Source organism: Kitasatospora sp. NPDC057936 (assembly GCF_042887525.1).
In the GTDB taxonomy this organism is placed as follows: domain Bacteria; phylum Actinomycetota; class Actinomycetes; order Streptomycetales; family Streptomycetaceae; genus Kitasatospora.
Genome location: NZ_JBHVPD010000068.1, coordinates 36814 through 58137, shown reverse-complemented (window position 1 = coordinate 58137; position 21324 = coordinate 36814). Strand labels below are relative to the sequence as shown.

The window sequence follows — 21324 nt, the reverse complement described above, 5'->3', positions numbered from 1 at the left end:
TTTGGTGTTTTCTGCTGGTGGGGGGGCGGGTGGGTGGCCGGCGGGGCGGGGGGGGGCGGGCGCCGCCGCCCCCGCCGCCCCCGTCCGGATCACCCGTGCGGATCACCCGTGCGGGACCACCGCCACCGGCGCCTTGGCGTGGTGCAGCACCGCGTGCGCGATGCGGCCGAGGCGCGGGCCGAGCTCGACCCTGCGGCGCTTGCGGCCGACGACCACCAGCGCCGCGCCCGCCGAGGCCTCGACGAGTGCCCCGGCCGCGCCCAGCCGGACCTCCTCGACCACCTCCACGCCGGGGTGCAGCTCCCGCTGCCCGGCCAGGGCGAGGGAGAGCATCTTCTCCTCCATCGCCTCCAGTTGGGAGATCTCCGCGGCCTGCGGCACCCAGCCCGCGTACGCGAACACCGGCGGCAGGTCCCAGCCGTGCACCGCCCGCACCCGCGCCCGGCGCCGGGCGGCCTCGGCGAACGCGAAGCCGAGGACGCCCTCGTCCGGCTCCTGGACGTCGACGCCGACCACGACGTCCGACCCGCCCGCACCCTCCTGCCGCTCACGCACCACGACCACCGGCACACTGCTGCGCGCCGCCACGGCCATGCCGACGGAGCCGAGCATCAGCCCGGCGAAGCCCCCGAGCCCGCGCGAGCCGACCACGAGCAGGCCGGCGTCCTCGGCGGCGGCGACCAGGCCGTCGACGGGCGCGTCGAGCACGACGTCCGTCCGCACGTCGAGGCCGGGGTGGGCGGCGCGCAGCTCGGCGGCGGCGTCGGCGAGGACGCGCTCGGCGGCGGCCGGCAGGTGGTCGGGCTCGGCCATGGCGTTGCGGCCGTCGGTGAGCCACGGCCAGGCGTGCACCAGGCGCAGCGGCACCCCGCGGCGTTCCGCCTCCCCGGCGGCCCAGCGGGCGGCGGCGGCGCTGCCGGTCGAGCCGTCGACCCCGGCGAGTACGAGTGGCGTCATGGCAGGAGGTCCTTCCCTCGGTGGCCGTTGCCGGACGGTGGGTGTGCTGACGTTCCGTCCGCTGCTCCCCCACCCTCTCCGGCCACGCCGCCCGCGCGGCAGAGGCCGCAGGGCCCCCGGGGACGGGACGAAAGGCCCGCCCGACGGAGCCTACGGGCGACCCCGGGGTGCGGCGGGGCGACACCCGGGCACTACCGTGAATCCGACAATCCTCCCGGTCAGGGCGCTCCTGACCCGGGGTGCGGCGGGCGACTGGAGGAGTACGGGTGGGCGGCGCGCAGGGGATTCCGGCGGACGGCACCCCCGCGGCCGGCGGCGGCGCGCGGATGCCCCGACTGCGGCTGGACGAGCTGCTGGAAGAGCTCCAGTGGCGCATCGACGCGGCCCGCGGCACCCAGGACCGCGTGCACAGCCTGCTGGAGGCGGTCCTCGCGGTCGGCCGGGAGCTGGACCTCGCCCAGGCGCTGCACCGGATCGTCGAGGCCGCCGCCGATCTGGTGGACGCCCGCTACGCCGCGCTCGGCGTGATCGGCGCGGACGGGCACTCGCTGTCCGAGTTCCGCACGGTCGGGATGACGGACGGGGAGATCGCCGAGATCGGCCCGCCGCCGTCCGGCCGGGGCATCCTCGGCGAGCTGATCCGCGACCCGCGCCCGCTGCGCTGCCCGATGCTGTCGGACCACCCGGCCTCGGCCGGGTTCCCGCCCGGCCACCCGCCGATGACCACCTTCCTCGGGGTGCCGGTGCGGGTGCGCGGGGAGGTGTTCGGGAACCTGTACCTCACCGACAAGCGCGGCGGCCTGGACTTCGACGCGGACGACGAGGCGGTGATCTCGACGCTGGCCGTCGCGGCCGGGGTCGCGATCGACAACGCGCGGCTGTACGAGGAGGCGCAGCGCCAGCAACGCTGGCTGCGGGCGAGCGCGGAGATCACCCGGAGCCTGCTGTCCGGCGCGCCGCGCCTGGCGGTGGTGGAGCTGATCGCCCGCCGGGCGCGGGAGATCGCCGGCGCCGAGCTGGCGGACGTGTCGATGGCGCCGGCCGAGCCGGGCGAGCGGGCACAGGAGCTGGCGGTCGAGGTCGCGCTGGGTGGCACGCCGGCCGAGCGACTGGGGGTCACGGTGCCGGTGGACGGCACGTTGTCGGGGGCGGCGTACGCCTCCGGTTCGCCGGTGACCAGTGACGGGCTGGCCTGCGACGGACGGTACCCGGCGGGCCCGGCCGGGCGGTTCGACGGGCTCGGGCCGGCGGTCGCGGTGCCGCTGGGCACCGGCTCGGGGTACGGGCGGGGCGTGCTGCTGCTCGCGCGGGCGGCCGGGCAGCCGGCCTTCAGCGCGGCCGAGACGGGCCCGCTGCTGGGCTTCGCGGACCAGGCCGCGCTCGCCCTCGAACTGGCCGAACGACGACGCGACGCCGAGCAGTTGACGCTGCTGGAGGACCGCGACCGGATCGCCCGGGACCTGCACGACCTGGCGATCCAGCGGCTGTTCGCGACCGGGATGACGCTGCAGAGCGCGGGCCGGCTGATCGACAGCCCGGCGGCGGCCGACCGGGTCGGGCGGGCGGTCGCGGACCTGGACGAGACCATCAAGATCATCCGTTCGACGATCTTCGGCCTGCGGGCCCACAGCGAGCCCGACCGCGGCCTGCGGGCGCGCACCACGCGCGCCGTCACCGAGGCGCAGGCGACGCTCGGCTTCCCGCCCCGGCTGAGCATGGAGGGCCTCCTCGACACCGACGTGCCGCAGGAGCTGGCCGAGCACGTGGTCGCAGTGCTCGGCGAGGCGCTGAGCAACGCCGCCCGGCACGCCGGGGCGGGCCGGGTCGAGGTGACGCTCCGCGCGATCGCCGGGCGGGTCTCGCTGACCGTCGTGGACGACGGCGCGGGTCTGCCGGAGGGCGGCCGGCGCAGCGGGCTGCGCAACCTCGCCGAGCGGGCCGAGCGGGTGGGCGGCACGTTCGAGGCGGGCGCGGCCGAGGGCGGCGGCACCCGGCTCATGTGGTCCGCCCCGCTCAGATCCTGACGCTTCGTCGGATCGGCGACGCTCCGTCACCGCACCACCACTCCCCGGTCGCCCGGCCGGGCCCTTCCCCACCCGAAGCGCCGAAGTATCGGGCCTGGATTCACAGTTCGCCCACACCCTCCTGGAAGAACATTCCCAACGGACATTGTCCCCACGCATGTTCGAAGGTAGAGTCGCCGTTCGCCGAGCACGGATGAGCACTTCTGAGCGTCATTTGGGGCGGGCATGTCAAATATTCGCGGTACCCTCCAGGTCGTCCCCGACCTGTTCGACGTGTTCACCGAAATGGCACGTCGATATCCCGACCGTCCGGCGATCGTCCACCGTGGACGCGCCCTGACCTACCGCCGGCTCCACGAGTCGGCGAACGCCCTGGCCACGCGCCTGGGCGCCGATCCGGGCACGGTCGCCGTACCGGCCGTGCACACACCGGAAACCGTTGTCGCGCTGCTCGGCGTCCTCGCCGCCGGCGGCGCCTATTGCCCGGTCGATCCGGCATTTCCGGGGCCTCGCCAGGAGGCCATGACAACCGCGGCCGAGTGCCGCTCGGCAGTCGTCACCGGAACCGCCCTGTCACCCCAAGTCGGGCTTCCTTCGGTCGAGTTACCCGAGGCCCGGGAATTCCCCGGGGACCCGCCGGAGCCGGGCTCCGCACAACGCGCCGAGAGCGCCACCGAGGACGCCGGGGAACGGCCGGCGTACATTCTCTTCACGTCGGGTTCGACCGGGCAGCCGAAACCCGTCGTCACTCCCCGTCGCGCACTCGCGGCGACGGTCCCCTCCCTGCGCGAGCTGTTCGGCCTCACGCCGGACGACCGCGTGCTCCAGTTCGCCTCCCTCAACTGGGACACCTGCTTCGAGGAGATCCTGCCGACCCTCGCCACCGGCGCCGCGCTGGTCGTCGACCCCGACGCGCACAGCGGCTCGTTCCCCCGCTTCCTGCGGATGGTCGAGCGCGAAGGCGTCACCGTCCTCGACCTGCCGACCGCCTTCTGGCACGAACTCGTGCTCCACCTCGCCGAGGACGGGCTCACCCTGCCCGACTGCGTCCGGCTGCTGGTGATCGGCGGCGAGGCGGCCAGCCCCGCCCGGCTGGCCGACTGGAGCCGGCTGCGCACCGGGCGGATCCGGCTGCTCAACACCTACGGCAGCACCGAGACCACCATGATCACGCACGCCGTGGACCTGCACGGCCCGCTCGCCCCCGGGCGCGCGTGGGACCGCACCGCGCGGGCGCCGATCGGGCGGGCCCTCCCCCATGTGCGCGAACGCATCAGCGACGACGGCGAGTTGATGATCGGCGGGCCGGCCGTCGCCCTCGGCTACCGCGGCCTGCCAGAGGCCACGGCGGCACGCTTCACCACCGTCGACGGCGAGCGCTGGTACCGCACCGGCGACCGCGTCGCCGCCGGGGACGGCGGCGTCCTCACCCACGAGGGACGCCTGGACGGCGAGGTGAAGATCCGCGGCGTCCGGGTCGACCCGACCGAGGTCGAGGCCCACCTGGCCGCCCACCCCGGCGTGTCGGCCGCGGCCGTCACCGCGGCGACCCTCGCGGGGCGCTCGGCCCTCGTCGCCTACGTCGTGCCGCGGCCCCACGCCGACAGCACCACCCTCGACACCGAACTACTGGCCCACCTGCGGGAACGCGTGCCCGGCCACCTCGTACCCAGCCGGGTGACCGTCGTGCCCCGGCTCGTCCTCACCGCGAGCGGCAAGGTCGACCGCGCCGGCTGCCACCGCCGCTACGCCGTCTGACCCCGTGGCCCCTGCCACCTCCACGACCAGGTCGAAGGAGACCCCCATTGAGCGTTGACACCACCACCCCGGCCACGCCCGACGACGTCGTGGCCATCTTCCGCCGCGTCCTCCAGCGCGAGGACGTCACGGCCGACTCCGACTTCTTCCAGCTCGGCGGCGACTCGCTGATCGCCACCCGGGTGCTCAGCGCCGTCGCGCGGGGCCACGGCGTCGAGCTAACCTTCGAGGAGTTCCTGGCCGAGCCCACCCCGGCCGGCCTCGCCGGGAGAATCACGGGGGCGGTGTGACCCCCCGGGCCGCCGTCGTCGTCGGCGCCGGCCTCGCCGGCCTCACCACCGCCGATCGCCTTGCGGCGCAGGGGATCGACGTCACCGTCCTGGAGGCCAGGGACCGCGTCGGCGGGCGCACGCACGGTATCGAGGTCGCCCCCGGCCGGTGGATCGACGGCGGAGCCGCCTACCTCGGCGAACGGCACACCGACCTCCTGTCCCTCATCGACGAGTTGGGCCTCAAGACCGCGCCGACGACGATGCCCGGTGCCAGCCGCTTCGCCCTCGGCGGCGAACACGCCACCCGGGACGGCCGGTTCCCGCCGCTGAACGCCGTCGCGCTCGGCGACCTGTTCGAGCAGCTGGACGAACTCACCTCCGCCGTCCGGCCGGAGGAGCCCTGGCTCACCCCCGGCGCCGAACACCTGGACACCCTCACCGCCGCCGAGTGGGCCGAGCAGCACCTCGCCCACCCCGACGCCCGGCTCTTCTTCCCGCTCTTCCTCGGCGAGATGATGGCCGCCGACCCGGCCGACCTCTCCGTCCTGCACATGGCGTTCTACCTGCGCTCCGGCGGCGGACTGCGCTACCTCAACGCGTTCGAGGGCGGCGCCCAGCAGGACCGGGTCGCCGGCGGCGCGCACCAGGTGTGCGAGCGGCTGGCCGAGCGGCTCGGCGTGCGGGTGCGGCTCGGCGAACCCGTCCGGGCCGTGCACCAGGACGCGGGCCGGGTCACCGTCGTGACCGATCAGGGGAGTTACCGCGCGGACGTCGCCGTGCTGGCACTGCCGCCACTGCTCGCCGACGCGATCGAGCACCGCCCCGGGCCGCCGCCGCACCGGGCCGGCGAACGCACGGCGCGCGGCTGCGCGATCAAGGCGAGCCTGGTCTACCCCGCGCCGCTCTGGCGCGACCACGGCCTGTCCGGCTGGTCGGTCAACGCCCACGGCCCGCTGCTCTCCACCGTGGACGACACCCCGCCCGAGGGCGGACCGGGCGTCCTCACCGGCTTCGTCACCGGCGCCGAAGCGCACCGCTTCGCCACCCTCAGCGCCGGGGAACAGCGCGAGGCGGCCGTCCGACAGGCCGCGCAGCTATTCCCCATGCTGCCCGAGCCCCTCGCCTGCCACGTCACCGACTGGGTCAACGAGCCGTACAGCCAAGGCTGTTACGCCGCCCTGCTCGGCCCCGGCGACTGGCTCGCGCACGGCCCTGCGCTCACCGCCCCGCACGGCCGGGTGCACTTCGCCGGCACCGAGACCAGCACCGCCTACTTCGGGCTCATGGAGGGCGCGATCCGCTCCGGCCACCGCGCCGCCACCGAGATCCTCGCCCGGCCCTGATCCACACCCCTTCCGCCCGGCACCGGCTCCACGAGAGCCGCGCGCCCGGCACCCCACGTCGGGAGACCGCCATGAACGACCACAGTTCCGTCGCCCCGCTCGCCGCCAGAGAGCGGCTGATGGCCGAACCCGCCCTCGGCGCGGGCAACTTCCTGGACCACGCCCTCGCGGCCAACCCGCACCGCACGGTCCCGTTCGTCTTCACCCACCGCACCGACCACCGCGGCGAGGTCGTGCTGCGCGGCCACAGCCTGCTCGACCTCGCCGCCCTGCGCGACCGCTACGCCGCCTGGTACCACGCCAACGGCGTGCGCCCCGGCGAGCCGGTGGCGGTCGTCGTCGGCGAGGGCCTGGAACCGCTGCTGCACTTCCTCGCGCTCACCGCGCTCGGCGCCGTCCCCGCACTGGTCAACGACGCGCTGCGGCACGACGTGCTGGTCCGCTACCTCGACCACGTCGGCGTGGTCGGCGTCGTCGCGGACGACACCACCCGGCTCGCCGCCGCCTACCGCGAGGACCCGCAGCGCCGCCCGCGCTTCCTCGCCCTCGCCGCCGAGGTGCGCGCGTTCGACGCCGACCGGGCCGGGCTGCCCTCGGCGTACCCGCACCGGCACGGCCCGGACGACGTCGTCGCGCTGATCCACTCCTCCGGCACCACCGGCACCCCGAAGTCCACGATGCTCTCCCACCGCGGGTTCTGGGACGGCAAGCAGCCGCGCATGGTGCGCTTCCCGGCCGAGCCGTACGACCGGCTGATGTCGCTCATGCCGCACACCCACGCGGGCGGCCTGAGCTACTTCCTCACCGCCGTCCTGCTCGGGCTGCCGACCGTCGTCATGTCCGACTGGCGGCGCGCGGCCGTCGAGCCGGTCATGGAGGCGTTCCGGCCCACCATGGTCGCCTCCTTCCCGCGCACCTTCGTCGAGCTCGCGACCGGCGAACTGCCCGTGCGCGGGGCCGCGAAGGTGCACTCCTGGTTCAACACCGGCGACAGCGCCCACCACGGACACATCCGCCGCCTGGTGACGCTCGGCGAACGGCCGGCCGGGCTGATCCGGCCCTGGCTGCTGCCGCAGGAGCGGGCCGAGCAACCCGCCCTGCCCGGTTCGCAGTTCATCGACGGCCTCGGCTCCTCCGAGATGGGCATGGCGCTGTTCGGCCAGATCACCACACCCGAGAGCGCCCGCGACGACCGCTGCGTCGGCAAGCCGCTGGAGGTCGTCGAGAAGGCCGCCGTGCTCGGCCTCGACGGCACCGAACTCCCGGACGGCGAGGTCGGCTTGCTGGGCGTCGTGTCCCCCTCGCTGACCCCCGGCTACTGGAACGACCCCCGGCTGACCGCCTCCTTCGAGCTGAACGGCTACTGGCTCACCGGCGACGTCGCCCGCCGCGACGCCGACGGCCGCTTCTACCACCTCGACCGGACGGTGGACGTCATCGACACCGCGGACGGCCCCGTCCACAGCCTCCCGGTCGAGGAGGTGCTGCTCGCCGACTGCGCCGGCCTCGTGCGGGACTGCTCGGTGATCGGCGTCCCCGCCGAACACGGCCAACTACCGGTCGCCGTCGTCCAGTTGCAGGCGGACGCCGAGGCGAGCAGCCCCGACGAGGTCCAGGCGGCCGCCAACCGGGCCCTGGCCGCCGCCGGCCTCGCCCCGCTCGCCGCCGTCCGGATCGCCCGGACGCCCGGGGACTTCCCGCTCGGGCCCACCGGGAAGGTGCTCAAGCGCGAGCTGCGCACCCGGCACGCCGCCCTCCTCGCCCGCCCGTAGCCCGGCCATGGACCACCACGTGATCCGCCAGCCGTACCAGTACACCCGCACCGCGCTCGCCGAGCCGGACTGGCGCCGCCTGCCCGGCTGGCGCGACGTGACCGCCGCCCAGTGGCGCGACCCCCAGTGGCAGCGCGCCCACTCGGTCAAGAACGCCCGGCAGCTGCGGGCCCTCGCCGGCCCCCTCCTCGACGACCGCTTCTACGACGAACTCGCCGCCGACCAGGCCGGGTTCGCCACCATGGCGATGCTCCTGCCGCCGCACGTGCTCAACACCATGGCCCCGCACGCACCGGCCCGGCCCGGCCCGTTCACCGACGCGTTCCTGGCCGACCCCGTCCGCCGCTACATGCTGCCCGTGCGCGGCGACCGGCACCCGCGCTGGCCCAGCCACCCGCTGGCCGAGCGCGACTCCCTGCACGAGACCGACATGTGGGCGGTCGAGGGCCTCACCCACCGCTACCCCACCAAGGTCCTCGCCGAACTGACCTCCACCTGCCCGCAGTACTGCGGCCAGTGCACCCGGATGGACCTCGTCGGCACCTCGACCCCGCAGGTCACCAAAGCCCGCCTGGCACTGCGCCCCGCGGACCGCCAGGAGCAGATGCTCGACTACCTCAAACGCACCCCGTCCGTGCGCGACGTCGTCGTCTCCGGCGGCGACCTCGCCAACGTGCCCTGGCCGCGCCTGGAGTCCTTCCTGCTGCGGCTGCTGGACCTCGGCTCGGTGCGGGACGTCCGGCTCGCCAGCAAGGCCGTGGTCGGCCTGCCCCAGCACTGGCTCCAGCCGCAGGTGCTGGACGGGCTGGCCCGGGTGGCGGCGGTCGCGGCCCGCCGCGCCGTCAGCCTGGCCGTGCACACCCACGCCAACCACGTGCAGTCGGTGACCCCGCTGGTCGCCGAGGCCGCCCGGGCGCTGCTCGACGCGGGCGTGCGGGACGTGCGCAACCAGGGCGTCCTCATGCGCGGCGTCAACGCGACCCCGGAGGCCCTGCTGGACCTCTGCTTCGCCCTCCAGGGCGAGGCGAACATCCTGCCGTACTACTTCTACCTCTGCGACATGATCCCCAACGCCGAACACTGGCGGACCCCGCTGCACCAGGCCCAGCGCCTCCAGGAGGCGATCATGGGCTACCTGCCCGGCTACGCCACCCCGCGCATCGTGTGCGACGTGCCGCACGTCGGCAAGCGCTGGGTGCACCAGGCGGTGGCCTACGACCGCGAGCGCGGGATCTCGTACTGGACGAAGAACTACCGCACGAGCGTGGAGTCCGGCGGCGGGGGCACGGACGCCCCGCTCGACCGTCGCTTCCCCTTCTACGACCCGGTGGACACCCTGCCCGAGACCGGCCGGCGCTGGTGGTCCGGCCCGGCCACCAGGTCCGCACGGCCAGAACTTCTCGAACCGCGAGGAGCACGATGAGCCAATCCCCCACTCCCGACGGCCCGTTGCGCCGGCTGTGCTGGATCTTCCCCGACCGGGAGTCCTCCCGGATGGCCGCGCTGTGGCACCCCTTCTTCTGGGACCTCTACGCCGAGTGCGCAGCCGACCTCGGCCTGCGCTGGACGAGGAACGCCCCGGAGTCCGTCAGCGTCGACGCCACCGGCCCCGGCCGCCCGCGCGTCTACGTCGACGAGGAACCCGTGACCCCCGAGGACACGCTGTTCATCACCGCGCTCTACTCCCTGCCGTACCAGTCGATGGACGTCTTCAACCAGTACGCGCTCTACGCGGTGCTCGAACAGGCCGGCTTCTACCTGCCGTTCCCGCCGCAGGTGTCGCTGATCGGCAACGACAAGCTCGCCACCCTCCTCTACCTGGCCGGCTCCCCGGTCCCGACGATCCCGACCGTCCGGATCGGCACCGGGCGGGACATCGGCAAGCACGAGTACGAGGTGGCGCTCGGCGGCATGACGTACCCGGCGATCGTCAAGCCGTCCGGCTGGTGCGGCGGGGGCGGGATCAACCTGGCCCGCGGCCCGGAGGACGTCCGGGGCCTGGCCAGCCTCGCCCAGGGCGGCGACACGACGCTCGTCGTGCAGCCGTACCTCGGGGACGGCACCGTCGACTACCGCGTCTACGTTGTCGACGGCGAGCCGTACGCGGTGCTGAAGCGCACCCCCGAGGCCGGCTCCCCGGTGGCCAACGCGAGCCGCGGCGGCAGCATGGAGTTCCCGCCCGTGCCGCCCGAACTCGCCGAAGCCACCCGCTACTTCGCCGAGAAGCTGCCGATCCCGTTCTTCTGCGTCGACTTCCTGCACGACGGCACGACGTACTGGTTCTCCGAACTCGAACCCGACGGCGTCATCGCCCCCGACCACACCGACCCGCACCGCACCCTCCAGCGGGACGTCACCCGCGCCCGGTTCACCGCCTACCGCGACGGCCACGCCAAGTGGCTCGCCGACGGCGCCCGGCCGCTGACCCTCGACCACCGGACGGACCTCCGATGACCTCCTTCTCCCTCCTGCCGGAGGAAGCCGCCCCGCGCCTGTCCGTCGCCCGGCGCACGCTCGACCGCCTGCGGACCGTGCCCGGACTCGCAGGCCGCTACGACGGCCACCCGGACGTCCGCACCCTCGACGGCCTCGCCGCGCTCCCGCCGCTGGCCAAGGACGACCTCAACACCGCCCTCGCCCACCTGGAGCCGGCCGCCGAGCACGCCGCCACCTGGCTGTTCCAGAGCGGCGGCAGCACCGGCGCGCCCAAGGTCGGCTACGCGCCGACCGGCTTCTACATGGCCGGCGTGCACGCCCACTGGCAGCCGCTGGACCGCTCGGACGTCTTCGTCAACGCGTGGGGCGCCGGCCGGATGTGGGGCGCGCACTTCCTCGCCGCCGCGCTCGCCGACCTCTCCGGCTGCCGGATCATCGCCCTCGGCTCGGTCGCCAGGGACGAGTACGGCGGCTGGCTGGAGTTCATGGCCGCGCGCGGCGTGACGGCCGTCGGCGGGACGCCCAGCGTCCTGCGGCTCTGGTTCGCGCACGCCCGCGCCGCCGGGATCCGGCTCCCCGCGCTGCGCAAGGTGCTGTGGCTCGGCGAGGCGTGGCAGCCCCAACTCGCCGAGGACCTCGCGGTGGTGGCCCCGCAGGCCCGCCGCTGGGGCATGTTCGGCAGCACCGAGACCTGGGTGGTCGCCACCAACACCCCCGACTGCCCGCCCGACACCTTCCACCCCTTGCCGGACCAGCTGGTGCACACCGACCGGGACGGCCTGCTCGACTTCACCACCCTCAACCCGCACATGCTCAACCCCGTCCTGCGCTACCGCACCGGCGACGCGGGCGAGTTGACGACCTGCCCGTGCGGCCGGCCGGGCCCGGCGATGCGGGTGCTCGGCCGCCGCGACAGCGTCGTCCAGGTCCGCGGCCTCGGACTGGACGTGGACGAGGTGATCGCCCACGCGGAACGCACGCCGGGTGTCGCCCGCGCCCAGGTGGTGCTCACCCAACAGGGCGGCCGGGTGGCGGAGTTGGAGGTCCTCCTACTGACCGACCCCGATGCCTCGCCGGACACCGACGGGCTGCGCACGGAACTGCTGGCCGCCACCTTCACGCTGAGCACCGCCTTCCAGCACGACCCCGGAAACGTCCGCGTCCGCGCGGTCACCGAGCTGATCGGCAACGACCGCACCGGCAAGACCGCCGCCCTGGTCGTGCGGGAGGAGGCGTGAACACACGGCTGGGCCGCGGGTTCAACCTGTTCTGGGGCGGCCAGACCGTCAGCCTGGTCGGCGACAAGGTCACCGTCTTCGTCGTCCCGACCCTGATGATCTTCGTGCTGCACGCCTCCGCTCTCCAGGTCGGCGTCGTCGCGATGGCCCAGTACCTCGGCATCCCACTGCTCGGGCCGGTCGCCGGCGTCCTGGTCGACCGCTGGGACAAGCGGTGGACGATGCTCGGCTGCGACCTCGTCCGGCTCGCCGCCGTCGCCGCGATCCCGCTCGCGTACTGGCTGGACGTGCTCTCCACGCCGCTGCTGTTCGGCTGCGTCGCGGTGATCAGCGGCGCGACGATCTTCTTCAACGTCGGCTACCTCGTCGCCGTCCCGGCCGTCGTGCCCGAGGACGGCATGGTCCGCGCGTACTCGCGCCTTGAGGGCAGCGGCTCCGTCGCCGAGGTCGCCGGGCCCTCCATCGCCGCCGCCCTCTACAGCGCGCTCGGCGTCGGCGCGCTGCTCGTCGACGCGGCCAGCTACCTCGTCTCGGCCGTCTGCTTCCGGTCCATGCGGCCGTGGGGCGAGCGGACCGTCGAGGAGGGCTCGGTCCGGGAGCGGCTCACCCGCGGCTTCCGGCTCAACTGGGCCGACCCGGTGCTGCGGCGCGTCGTGCTGGCGGCCGTCACGCTCAACTCGGGCGGACCGGTCTTCGTCACCGTCCTGCCGGTGCTCGCCTACCGCGGACTCGACGTCTCCGTCGGGGAGTTCGGCGCGGCCATGTCCGTCGCCGCCCTCGGCGCGCTGGCCGGCGCCCTCGTCGCCCCGCGGCTCAGCACCCGCTTCGGCCTCGGACGCACGATGGCCTGGTCGCTGCTCCTGCACTGCCTGGTCGGCCTCGGCGTGCTCGCCGCGCCCGCACTGCCGGCCGGGCCGGTGATCGCCGTGAGCATGGGCTGCTACGGCTTCTTCATGTCCTGCATCAACGTGTGCAGCGCGCCCACCCGGCAGTCCCGGATGTCCGCCCGCAACCAGGGCGTCATGCACGCCGCCTTCCGGACCGTCACGTGGGGCGTGATCCCGCTCGCCGCGCTCGTCGGCGGCCTCGCCGTGACGCTCCTGACCGGGCCGCTCGGCATCCTCGACGCCGCCCGGACCGTCATGGCGGGCGGCACCCTGCTGGCCGCCTGCTCCTTCCTCCCGGCCCTCGGCATCCAGCCCCTGCTCGACGCGGCGGTCCCCGAGCCGGCCGCCGAGCTCGCGGAGAGCACGCCGTGAGCGCCCGGGAGCGGGTGCTCCTGGTCACCGGGACGTCCTCGGGCATCGGCCTGGCCACCGCCGTCGCGGCGGCCCGCGCCGGGTTCACCACCGTCGCCTCGCTGCGCGACCCCGCCCGCTCGGGCCCGCTGCGGGAGGCGGCCCGCCGGGCCGGCGTCACCCTGGACATCCGGCACCTCGACGTCACCGAGGCCGCGTCCGTCGACGACTGCGTGGACGACGTCGCGCGGACGTACGGGCGGCTGGACGCCGTCGTCAACAACGCCGGCGTCGCCAACTCCGACCCGACGCTGGAGATGTCCACCGACGCCGCGCTGCGCGCCAACCTGGAGGTCAACTTCTTCGGCGTCGCCGCCGTCAGCCGCGCCGCGATGCCCCTGCTGCGGGCCTCCGGCGGCCGGCTGGTCACCATCGGCAGCGTGCACGGCGTCATCGGCCAGCCCTTCAACGAGGCGTACTGCGCGGCCAAGTTCGCCGTCGAGGGGTTCATGGAGGCGCTCGCCCCGGTGGCCGCCGCGCACGGCGTGGGGGTCTCGATCGTCGTCCCGGGCTTCGTGCCGGACTCCTCCTTCGGCATCTTCCCGGACGTGAACCGGGAGACCCTGCGCGCCGCTTCCGGCCCGTACGCGCCCACCTTCGCGGGGTACCTGGAGTGGCTCGGCTCGCAGGGGTGGGAGGCCGTCGGCCAGCCCGCCCGGGAGGTCGCGGCCGTCGTGGTGCGCACGCTCTCCGAGGAGGACCCGCCGTTCCGGGTGCCGACCGGCCCCTGGGCCTCCGAGTACCTCGCCGCCAAACTCGCCGACCGCGACGGCTCGGCCGTCCGGCGGCTCGCCCGCACCTGGCTCGGGCAGTCCGAAAGCCCTTCTTGAGACGTGGAGTCGACATGCCCGCGAAATCCGTGTCCGAGCTGGTCGCGTTCGCCCGCGCACACTCGCCGTTCTACGCCGAGCTGTACCGCGGCCTGCCCGCCCGGATCGACCACCTCACCCAGCTGCCGGTGATCGACCAGGCCGCCTTCTGGGCCGCCAACACCTGGCCCGACAACCGCGTCCTGACCGGCCCCCTCACCGACGCCGGCGTCTACAAGACCGGCGGCACCACCGGCGTCCCCAAGTTCTCCCCCTGGACCCGCGGCGAACACGCCGACTCCGTGACGGCCTTCGGCGCCGGCCTGGTCCGCGCCGGGCTCAGGCCGGGCCACCGGGTCGCCAACCTCTTCATGGCCGGCGAACTCTACGGCGGCTTCCTCTACATCGAGAACGCCCTGCACCACGCGCCGGTGGAGAACGTCCGCCTCGCCGTCGGCGGCGCGGCCCCGGACGAGGCCGTCGCCGACCTGATCGGCGGCTTCGGCGTGCACGTCCTGGCCGGCGAGCCGATGAAGCTCAGCGCCGTCGCCGAGGCCCTGGTGCGGCGCGGCGAGAGCGCCGACTCCGTCGAACTCCTGCTGTTCGGCGGCGACCTGCTCTTCGCCGACCTGCGCCCGATCCTGTCCCGCGCGTTCCCCAAGGCCGGCGTCGCCTCCGTCGGCTACGCCTCCAACGACGCCGGACTGGTCGGCTCCCCGGTGCCCGGCGACGACGTCCGGGTGCACGAGGCCTTCCCGGACCGGACGGTCGTCGAGCTGATCGACGACGCCACCGGCGACGTCGTCACCGCCCCGGGCGTGCCCGGCCGGGTCGTCGTCACCAACCTCTTCCGCACCCTCATGCCGATCCTGCGCTACCCCACCGGCGACCGCGCCGAGTGGACCGACGGCGAGTGCCGCCGCTTTCGCCTCCTCGGCCGCTCCGCCGAGGGCGCCCGGGTCGGACCGGTCGCGATGCCCACCGAGGAGATCCGCGCCGTCCTCCTCGCCGCCGACCCGGACGGGCACATCGCCGGGATGCAGCTCGTCCAGCGCCGCTGGGACGGCCGCGACGGCCTCATCCTGCGGCTCGGCTGCACCGAACAGCCCCCGCCGGGCCTGTCCGAGCGCCTCGTCGAGGCCGTCTACACCGCCCGCCCGCTCTACCCCGAGGAGGTCGCGCTCGGCACGATCCACCACCTCGCCGTGGAGTGGGTCCCGCGCGCCGACCTCGTCACCAACCCGCGCACGGGCAAGCTCCAGCAGGTCCTCGACGAACGCCCGGAGGACTGAACGCCCGCGGGCGGCCGTTCAGTTGGCGGGCGGCCGCCCGCCGATCACGATGCTCTGGCCGCGGAACTCGGCGACGGTCGTGCCGTCCGCCGGGCGCCGCACCGTGACGTCGTAGACGCCGTTGCGCCCGGCCCGCGTCCGCTCCACCGCCTCCGCCACCAGTTCGTCCCCGACGGCCGCCGGCGCGAGGAACACCACCTGCGCCGCCTGCGCGACGGTGACCGGCCCGTGGCTGTTGCACGCGTACGAGAACGCCGCGTCGGCGAGCAGGAACAGGTACCCGCCGTGCGCCGTCCCGTGCTGGTTGACCATCGCCGCGCCGACCGTCATCCGCATCACGGCCCGCCCGAGCGCCACCTCGTCCAGCGCGATCCCGAGCGCCCGGCACGTCTCGTCCCGGGCGTACTGCTCCTTCATCGCCGTCTCGTCCATGGCCGCACCCTACGGCCTGTCCGGCGAATCCCCGTTGCCCGTGCGCGGACGCCCGGGGATGATCTCCGGTATGTCCGATTCCACGTCCCGTACCCCGACGGGCCCCGAGCTGACGCCCTACCCGAAGATCCCGGCGAAGCGGCCGCTCGCCGTGCCCGGGGTGCGGGAGTGGGTGGCCCTGGAGAAGGTGCACGGCGCGCACTTCGCGGTGGTGTGCGACCGGGACGGCGTGCGGCCGGCGAAACGGCGCGAGGCGCTCGGCGACGACGACCTGGACGGGTTCTTCGGGGTCAGCCGGATCTGGCCACAACTCGCGGTGGCGGCGGCCCGGTTCGCCTCCGCCGTGCGCGCCGACCGGGGCGCGGACGCGGTGGTGACGGTCTACGGCGAGCTCGCGGGCGGGAGTTACCCGCACCCGGACGTCCCCGCCGTCGTCGGCGTCGAGCCGGTGCAGACGGGCGTCTGGTACGCCCCCGGTCTGCACTGGCTGCCGTTCGACGCCGCCGTCGAGGCACCCGAGGGCTCGTGGTGGCTGGCCGACCGCGCCGTCCGGGAGGCCGCGCGGGCCGCCGGGCTCACGTGCGTCCCCGCCCTCGGGTACGGCCCGCTGACCACGCTCCAGGACCTCCCGCCGGCCTACCCCACCCGCCTCCCGACGCTCCTCGGCCTGCCCGCGCTCGCCGACAACCTCGCCGAGGGCTACGTCCTCAAGCCGGCCGGGGAATGGCAACGCGCCTCCGCCCGTCCGATCCTGAAGGTCAAGCACAAGGCCTTCGCCGAGGACTCGCGCTACGACGGCTCACGCCCGTACGTCGCACCGCCGGAGGGCGCCGCCGGGGTGCCCGCGTGGCTGCTCGTCCAGGCCTCCGCCCTCCTCACCCCCGCCCGCGCGGCCGGGGCGGTGAGCAAGCTCGGACCGCGGACACCGGCCGACGCCGTCGCCGAGGAGATCCTCCAGGACGTCGCCGAGGAGCTCGCCGAGGCCCTCGGCGGCCTGGACGACGACCTCCGGGACCACCTGGAGCGCGCCCTGCGGCCAGGCGCCCTCGCCCTGGCCGAGTTCGACGCGCGGGACCGCCGCACCCGCCGCGGATAGCCGCCGTCCGGGGGAACTCCGGCCGCGCCCCTGCACCGTCCGGGGCCCCGCTGGCCTAGCCTGCTCGCGTTCCCGAGCGCGTGAGGACGGCCCATGGCCCAGGAGTTGCCCGTGACCGCCCCGCGGGGCACCGCAGAGCCGCCGTCGGCGCCGCCCCCGAGCGGCGGTGTGACGGCGCTGCGGCTGGCCGCGGCCGTGGCCGGCGCGCTGCCGGCCGTGGTGCTGCGGATCGCCGGGGTGCACCCGTCGCCGGTGGCCGGGATGGCGCTGTTCGGGCTCGGGGTGCTGTCCGCGGCGCTGCTGCTCATGTGGGCCGCCGAAACGGCCCGCGCCGACATCTCCGGCCCGCTCGCGCTCGCCCTCCTCGCGTTCATCGCCGTCCTGCCCGAGTACGCCGTCGACCTCTGGTTCGCGTACGCGGCGGGCACCCGGCCCGAGTACGCCGCCTACGCCGCCGCCAACATGACCGGCGCCAACCGGCTGCTCGTCGGTGTCGGCTGGCCGCTGGTCGCGCTGGCCGCGTACGTCGCGGCGCGCCGCCGCGGGGTGGCGCCCGGGATCGGGCTGCGCGAGCACCGCCGCATCGACACCGCGTTCCTGGGCGTCGCCGCGCTGGTGGCCTTCGTGATGCCCGCGGCGCGGCAGATCTCGTGGGTGCTGGCCGCCGTGCTGATCGCCTGGTACGCGTACTACCTCTTCCGGATCGGCCGGTGCAGCGAGACCGACGAGGAGGAACTGGTCGGCGTCCCGGCCCGGCTGGCCGCCCTGCCCCGCGCGCGGCGCCGGTGCACGACCGTCCTGGTCTTCGCCGTCGCCGCCGGGGTCGTCTTCGCGTGCGCCGAGCCGTTCGCGACCTCGCTGGTCGACGCGGGCGCCTCGCTCGGCATCGACCGTTTCCTCCTCGTGCAGTGGCTCGCGCCGCTCGCCTCCGAGGCACCGGAGCTGATCGTTGCCGTCGTGTTCGCGTGGCGGCTGCGCGGCGACGACGGCCTCGGGGCGCTGCTGTCCAGGTACTTCCTCAATAGAGAGTCTACCTGTTCCTGCGTCAGCTAAACCTCTCGGCAGATCAAATCCGCAGGTCAAGGCCCATGTGCTCGTGATCAACCACATGGCCGGCGCGGCTCCCCCACGAGGGGGCGGGAAGCTTTGGGCGGTGTCCTGCCGGTGGTGGGGTCGGGCATGTCCGGGGGGCCGTAAGCTGGCGCGACTCGGTCAGGGCTTCTGGGCCTGACCGCAATTTGGCCGAGTGGCCCCCCGGGCTTGCCCGACTCGGGTTCCGCCAGTGGGAGGTGCGTAAAGCTTCCCGCCCCCGGCCCGCACCACCGCGAGGCAGCCAATCTGCCCGATAGGCACAACGAAGCCCCCTGCCTCTGACAGGGGACTTCTTCTGCGTCTGCTCAGCTCAAACAGCTCCGAACTCTCCGGCACGGACAGCGGAGACGAAGGCAGACCACCCGGCGGCGCTGATCTCCAGCTCGGGGCCGCTCCGGTCCTTCGAGTCCCGCACGGGCACAACGCCGTCAACCGTGGCGAGATTCAGCGCAGCCTCAATGCAGTTGCCGCCGTCCCCCTCGCTGTAAGTGCTCTTCTTCCAGCTGGCGTGGCGGGTAGCGTAGAACGTCGGCACGGGACTGGTGGTCATGTTCCTAAGCCCTCTCATGACGGATTGGATCAAGCGGGCGGTGTCGGGTGCAGACAGAGACTCTGCACGAAGCCGATCATAGGCCCGGAAGCGTTCAGCCACGGCAGCGCTGTCGTTGATCATGTGGCCGCTGCCCAGACTCTCCGCGTAGGCCCATCGCTCGCCATCCGTCAGCTCGATGAGCGTGATGGTTCCTGTAGCCCCGGTGCGCTCGCCCAACGAGAACGGGGCGACATGGATGTTGATGTTCGGATACTGCTGCGGGAGGTCCAGCAGGTGTTGCAGCTGTTCGTGCATTACCTCCGGGCCCCCGACGACTTGCCGGATGACACCTTCGTTGAGCACTGACACGAGAGGCGGCCCGTCCGGGTCAAGGAAGCGTTCTTGCCGTGCCAATCGAGCGCGCACGGTCTTCTCAACGCTGGCGGGGTCGGCGTCCGGACCTTTGAAGTAGCGCACGAGGGCGCGAGCGTACGACGCTGTTTGCAGAAGTCCCCAAATTCGCGCGATGTCGTAGCCCCGCACCCCCACCGACTTGGCTTCGAGACCGGCGTAGAGATCAAACCAGTCGGGGTGCTGGATCTCTTGCTTCCAGTCCACTCGGTCCCATGCGGCGGTCAGCTGTCCGGCGGTGCCGAGGGCGGCATCACAGGCCTCAGCGAACTTCCTTACGGGGCCTCGCTCTAGGCCTTCAACCTTCGTGACGTAGCTGGAGCTGTACCTGACCCTCCGGGCTAGCTCCGCACACGAGATTCCGGCACGCTCACGGCTGTCGCTCAGCAGCCAAGCCCATACAGGCTGGCTGAGGGTGACCTTGCGGGGCTTTGCTCGTCGACCAGCCAATGCCAACCTCCAATCGGGACAGCTCGTTTGTCCTCATGCCAGGTATACACGACCCCCTACCCCATGCAGTTGTCTGGTTACCGCGCAGCAGTGACCGAAAGGCGGCGGCATGGACCTCTTCACGCCCCATGGTGGGCAACTCGTCTTTGATCGGCACAGCCGGCGGACCGGCGTCTACATGGACACCATTGGCGGTCATCACTACCTCCGTCCGGCGGCCGGCGGATGCGAGTGGACGGCAGATCCGATCGACGTCCGACCCGTGCCCCCGGATCTGGAGTACGCCGATCCGGCCGGAGCGCCACGTCAGACCGACTCGTGAGACCACCCCGGGTCTACGCGGCGCTGGTCAGCACAACCGTAGTTGCCGGACTGGTCGCCGCACTGGTGGCGGACTCAGCGATCCACGGACAGTCGTACGCGGTTCGCGCGCTCGTGGTCGTGCTGACGTTCGGCGCGGTCTTCAACTCGGCGGTGGTCGTTGCCGAGTCCCTGCTCCAACAAGGTCAATTCCCACGTAGAAAGGCGCGTCGAATGAGTGACCAGCCTCCGGACAGATGCGACTGCGGCGAGGTGATCCGGCCCGACCCCCCGGGACCGGACGGCACCCCTACGTGGTCGTGCGAATGCCGACGCTTCGGCTACCTGTTGCCGCCGAACTACCTCCGTGAGCACCCCGAGGAGTTCGCCGTTCAGGTGTGCGGCCGGAGGCGCCGGAGCGAGATCGCGCCGGTTGCCGCGTGAACCCCTACGGTCGTCCGGCACGCCTCGGACGCTGGCTGCAACTCCTATGGCGCAATCCGAAGATGGGTGTCCACGTCCTCTGGCACGGCGTCGTTCAGTGGAGCCGACCCGTGCTCCTGCTGAGTCCGCGTCGTCGCAGGGCTGTGGAATTCGCCGAATCCGAACTCCGGGTCATCGCTCGTCGGCACGCGCTTGACCGACGTCGCCGGTCGTCGGCACCGCCCCCCAATTAACACCCTGAGACTCCCGTCCCGCCCGTCGGCCCTCCCGTAGCAGTCGCCGGCCGGAACGGGATCCAACCCCCGCACCTCCGCCTGGGGCTGTTCCGGGCGGGCATCCCGGTGCGGGATGCGGTCCCGCCTGTACATGCATCCCCCGTCGTGGACGGGCGGGACCGCGCACTCCAACCTGCCATCTGTTCAAGGGAAGTCCGTGATGCACAACAAGGTTCAGCAGCAGCCCGCCCGCCGGATCGGCGCTCTGGTCCTGATCAGGGACGGCAAGAAGCGCATCCTCCTGGAGGACACCACCTATCGGAAGGGATTGCAGCTCCCCGGCGGCGCCGTACACAAGGGCGAGCAGGTAGCGGACGCTGCCGCGCGTGAGCTCGCCGAGGAGACCGGCATGCGCCGGGTCATCGCCTTCCACCTTGGCGTCGACCAGATTCCGGCCAACCCCAACACCGGCTCCCCGGAGGGTTTCAACTTCATCTGCGACGGCGGCTTCGCCTCGCACGCGGAGGTGGCCGGACTGAGCATCCCCGTTGGCGCATCCGAGGAGATCCGGGCGCTCGCGTGGGTGCACCCGGACGAGTTGGACAACCATGTAGAGCCGTACATGGCGGCACGTATCCGGATCGCCGTCGACCACGCGGATAGCGGGCTGAGGCAGCCGCTTCTCTACATCGGACAGCCCGCCGACCAGCGCCACGGCGCATGAACGCCAGCTCGGGTCCGGGGAGACCTGCCGAGGTATGGCGTGCCGTCTACTACTTCCAGGGGCAACCGGGATTGCCCGGCGTGCCGGGCCGGTCTGACGTCCATGGGTCGACGAGTGCCGACTCGTTCGAGCGGTTGGCCGCACATCTCATCGCGGACGCCGGCCGACGGTGGTGGGACATCGAGGTGCCCGTGCAGGTGAGGAACTTCGGAGAAATCCTGCTCCGCCACGGACGGACGATTGCCGAGGCTCAAGGACGGTGGACGTACAAGCCGAACGGCCGCCAAGACTGGGCTCACGTCATGGTGACCTACGACCCCGACGGGCGGTAGTCCGGTGCCTCGCCAGAAGCCCGATCCGGGCCCCTTCTACGAGGGGGATACTCAGGTCCTAACGGTGGTCGACACCGGCGACTGCGAGTGTCCCCAA

At 73.4% G+C, this 21324-nt stretch carries 18 protein-coding genes and 1 pseudogene; 15 read left to right on the top strand and 4 right to left on the bottom strand.

The features are described from left to right. Nucleotides 1-102: 102 nt before the first annotated feature. Nucleotides 103-957 carry a universal stress protein gene (locus tag ACFVU9_RS30065; protein WP_387598736.1) on the bottom strand — a complete coding sequence of 285 codons (855 nt, stop codon included), beginning with the start codon at nt 955-957 and terminating at the stop codon, nt 103-105. Nucleotides 958-1283: 326 nt separating this feature from the next. On the opposite strand from ACFVU9_RS30065, the gene ACFVU9_RS30060 reads away from it, so the two are divergent. From ACFVU9_RS30060 to ACFVU9_RS30010, 11 genes are all read left to right on the top strand, one after another. After that, on the top strand, nt 1284-2981 hold the full coding sequence (locus ACFVU9_RS30060) for a GAF domain-containing protein (protein WP_387598742.1): 1698 nt from the start codon (nt 1284-1286) through the stop codon (nt 2979-2981). Between the two features lie 225 nt (nt 2982-3206). Continuing rightward, nucleotides 3207-4739, top strand: a complete 1533-nt coding sequence (locus tag ACFVU9_RS30055; protein ID WP_387598733.1) for an amino acid adenylation domain-containing protein — start codon at nt 3207-3209, stop codon at nt 4737-4739. A gap of 47 nt (nt 4740-4786) precedes the next feature. Further along, the gene (locus ACFVU9_RS30050) at nt 4787-5029 is read left to right on the top strand and encodes a phosphopantetheine-binding protein (protein ID WP_380447275.1); all 243 of its coding nucleotides are present in this window, start codon (nt 4787-4789) and stop codon (nt 5027-5029) included. Further along, nucleotides 5026-6354, top strand: a complete 1329-nt coding sequence (locus tag ACFVU9_RS30045) for a flavin monoamine oxidase family protein (protein WP_387598730.1) — start codon at nt 5026-5028, stop codon at nt 6352-6354. The genes ACFVU9_RS30050 and ACFVU9_RS30045 overlap by 4 nt, the downstream gene beginning before the upstream one ends. A gap of 71 nt (nt 6355-6425) precedes the next feature. Then, nucleotides 6426-8126 carry a class I adenylate-forming enzyme family protein gene (locus ACFVU9_RS30040; RefSeq protein ID WP_387598727.1) on the top strand — a complete coding sequence of 567 codons (1701 nt, stop codon included), beginning with the start codon at nt 6426-6428 and terminating at the stop codon, nt 8124-8126. 19 nt (nt 8127-8145) lie between these two features. Beyond that, entirely contained in the window at nt 8146-9549 is a 1404-nt protein-coding gene (locus ACFVU9_RS30035; RefSeq protein ID WP_387598724.1) for a KamA family radical SAM protein, read from the top strand. Continuing rightward, entirely contained in the window at nt 9546-10580 is a 1035-nt protein-coding gene (locus ACFVU9_RS30030) for a RimK family alpha-L-glutamate ligase (RefSeq protein WP_380494971.1), read from the top strand. Before ACFVU9_RS30035 ends, ACFVU9_RS30030 begins: the two co-directional genes overlap by 4 nt. Continuing rightward, on the top strand, nt 10577-11800 hold the full coding sequence (locus tag ACFVU9_RS30025; RefSeq protein WP_387598722.1) for a phenylacetate--CoA ligase family protein: 1224 nt from the start codon (nt 10577-10579) through the stop codon (nt 11798-11800). The genes ACFVU9_RS30030 and ACFVU9_RS30025 overlap by 4 nt, the downstream gene beginning before the upstream one ends. Then, nucleotides 11797-13059: an MFS transporter gene (locus ACFVU9_RS30020; protein ID WP_387598719.1), complete on the top strand. Its 1263-nt coding sequence runs from the start codon at nt 11797-11799 to the stop codon at nt 13057-13059. The genes ACFVU9_RS30025 and ACFVU9_RS30020 overlap by 4 nt, the downstream gene beginning before the upstream one ends. After that, nucleotides 13056-13928 carry an SDR family NAD(P)-dependent oxidoreductase gene (locus ACFVU9_RS30015; RefSeq protein WP_380502826.1) on the top strand — a complete coding sequence of 291 codons (873 nt, stop codon included), beginning with the start codon at nt 13056-13058 and terminating at the stop codon, nt 13926-13928. Before ACFVU9_RS30020 ends, ACFVU9_RS30015 begins: the two co-directional genes overlap by 4 nt. Before the next feature lie 14 nt (nt 13929-13942). Beyond that, the gene (locus ACFVU9_RS30010; RefSeq protein ID WP_387598716.1) at nt 13943-15199 is read left to right on the top strand and encodes a phenylacetate--CoA ligase family protein; all 1257 of its coding nucleotides are present in this window, start codon (nt 13943-13945) and stop codon (nt 15197-15199) included. Nucleotides 15200-15217: 18 nt separating this feature from the next. On the opposite strand, the gene paaI is transcribed toward ACFVU9_RS30010, so the two are convergent. Further along, entirely contained in the window at nt 15218-15631 is a 414-nt protein-coding gene (paaI, locus tag ACFVU9_RS30005; protein WP_387598713.1) for a hydroxyphenylacetyl-CoA thioesterase PaaI, read from the bottom strand. A 70-nt stretch (nt 15632-15701) separates the two neighbouring features. On the opposite strand from paaI, the gene ACFVU9_RS30000 reads away from it, so the two are divergent. Continuing rightward, the gene (locus ACFVU9_RS30000; RefSeq protein ID WP_387598710.1) at nt 15702-16727 is read left to right on the top strand and encodes an RNA ligase family protein; all 1026 of its coding nucleotides are present in this window, start codon (nt 15702-15704) and stop codon (nt 16725-16727) included. A gap of 111 nt (nt 16728-16838) precedes the next feature. Next, nucleotides 16839-17780, top strand: coding sequence for a hypothetical protein (locus ACFVU9_RS29995; protein WP_387598707.1), 942 nt, complete (start codon nt 16839-16841; stop codon nt 17778-17780). A gap of 349 nt (nt 17781-18129) precedes the next feature. Here the strand turns inward: ACFVU9_RS29995 and ACFVU9_RS29990 are convergent, their stop codons facing one another. Next, nucleotides 18130-18969 (bottom strand): DUF397 domain-containing protein, encoded by an 840-nt coding sequence (locus ACFVU9_RS29990; RefSeq protein ID WP_387598739.1) that lies wholly within the window; start codon nt 18967-18969, stop codon nt 18130-18132. Nucleotides 18970-18987: 18 nt separating this feature from the next. Continuing rightward, nucleotides 18988-19212, bottom strand: a pseudogene (locus ACFVU9_RS29985) (helix-turn-helix domain-containing protein); the annotation flags it as partial. Nucleotides 19213-19321: 109 nt separating this feature from the next. On the opposite strand from ACFVU9_RS29985, the gene ACFVU9_RS29980 reads away from it, so the two are divergent. Both ACFVU9_RS29980 and ACFVU9_RS29975 read left to right on the top strand, forming a co-directional pair. Then, complete coding sequence (locus tag ACFVU9_RS29980) at nt 19322-19534, top strand: hypothetical protein (protein ID WP_387598704.1); 213 nt, start codon at nt 19322-19324, stop codon at nt 19532-19534. Nucleotides 19535-20391: 857 nt separating this feature from the next. Continuing rightward, nucleotides 20392-20895, top strand: coding sequence for an NUDIX domain-containing protein (locus tag ACFVU9_RS29975; RefSeq protein ID WP_387598701.1), 504 nt, complete (start codon nt 20392-20394; stop codon nt 20893-20895). Nucleotides 20896-21324: the final 429 nt, after the last annotated feature.

What these genes read in the sequence shown, in the direction of transcription:
- ACFVU9_RS30065 (WP_387598736.1), bottom strand. Translation starts at nt 957, where the DNA reads ATGACGCCACTCGTACTCGCCGGGGTCGACGGCTCGACCGGCAGCGCC.
- ACFVU9_RS30060 (WP_387598742.1), top strand. Translation starts at nt 1,284, where the DNA reads ATGCCCCGACTGCGGCTGGACGAGCTGCTGGAAGAGCTCCAGTGGCGC.
- ACFVU9_RS30055 (WP_387598733.1), top strand. Translation starts at nt 3,207, where the DNA reads ATGTCAAATATTCGCGGTACCCTCCAGGTCGTCCCCGACCTGTTCGAC.
- ACFVU9_RS30040 (WP_387598727.1), top strand. Translation starts at nt 6,426, where the DNA reads ATGAACGACCACAGTTCCGTCGCCCCGCTCGCCGCCAGAGAGCGGCTG.
- ACFVU9_RS30030 (WP_380494971.1), top strand. Translation starts at nt 9,546, where the DNA reads ATGAGCCAATCCCCCACTCCCGACGGCCCGTTGCGCCGGCTGTGCTGG.
- ACFVU9_RS30025 (WP_387598722.1), top strand. Translation starts at nt 10,577, where the DNA reads ATGACCTCCTTCTCCCTCCTGCCGGAGGAAGCCGCCCCGCGCCTGTCC.
- ACFVU9_RS30010 (WP_387598716.1), top strand. Translation starts at nt 13,943, where the DNA reads ATGCCCGCGAAATCCGTGTCCGAGCTGGTCGCGTTCGCCCGCGCACAC.
- paaI (WP_387598713.1), bottom strand. Translation starts at nt 15,631, where the DNA reads ATGGACGAGACGGCGATGAAGGAGCAGTACGCCCGGGACGAGACGTGC.
- ACFVU9_RS30000 (WP_387598710.1), top strand. Translation starts at nt 15,702, where the DNA reads ATGTCCGATTCCACGTCCCGTACCCCGACGGGCCCCGAGCTGACGCCC.
- ACFVU9_RS29980 (WP_387598704.1), top strand. Translation starts at nt 19,322, where the DNA reads ATGGACCTCTTCACGCCCCATGGTGGGCAACTCGTCTTTGATCGGCAC.
- ACFVU9_RS29975 (WP_387598701.1), top strand. Translation starts at nt 20,392, where the DNA reads ATGCACAACAAGGTTCAGCAGCAGCCCGCCCGCCGGATCGGCGCTCTG.